The sequence below is a fragment of the Streptomyces sp. P9(2023) genome (assembly GCF_032436795.1).
GTDB lineage: Bacteria > Actinomycetota > Actinomycetes > Streptomycetales > Streptomycetaceae > Streptomyces.
This window is the reverse complement of sequence record NZ_JAUPWM010000210.1, coordinates 1-374: the sequence shown is the minus strand read 5'-3', so window position 1 is coordinate 374 and position 374 is coordinate 1. Positions and strand designations below refer to the sequence as shown.

The window sequence follows — 374 nt, the reverse complement described above, 5'->3', positions numbered from 1 at the left end:
CCGCTGTGGGCATTTCCTCGCCACGCGATCGTCATCACCCAAACCCGTCTGGGGCTCGCTCCCGAGTGGGCGATCCGTGTATCACAAGGCGATCTCAAATTCTGCCCAGAGGGCGCGGTGGTGCAGATGGCGTTGATAGCGAACCCGACCCGATCTATGCGGGGCGGCGGCGGTGGCCGAGGCACGCGCAAACCGCTTGCTGAAGCTGACCCGACACCCCAGGAGGACCAGTGACCCCCACCGCCCAGCACATCCGACGCCAACTCGCCGACCTTGCTGACCTTGCCGCACTGCTCCCGACCGCGCTCATCACCCGCACGCCCAACGACACCCAGCGTGGCGCGGCGCCGGGCAGCAGACCGCCCGCCCGCCTC

The 374-nt window shown here is 68.7% G+C and carries 1 protein-coding gene; it reads left to right on the top strand.

The features are described 5' to 3' along the window. The coding region (locus Q5762_RS37380; RefSeq protein WP_315896765.1) for a hypothetical protein at window positions 1–234 on the top strand (234 nt) is incomplete at its 5' end. Between the last annotated feature and the right edge of the window lie 140 nt (window positions 235–374).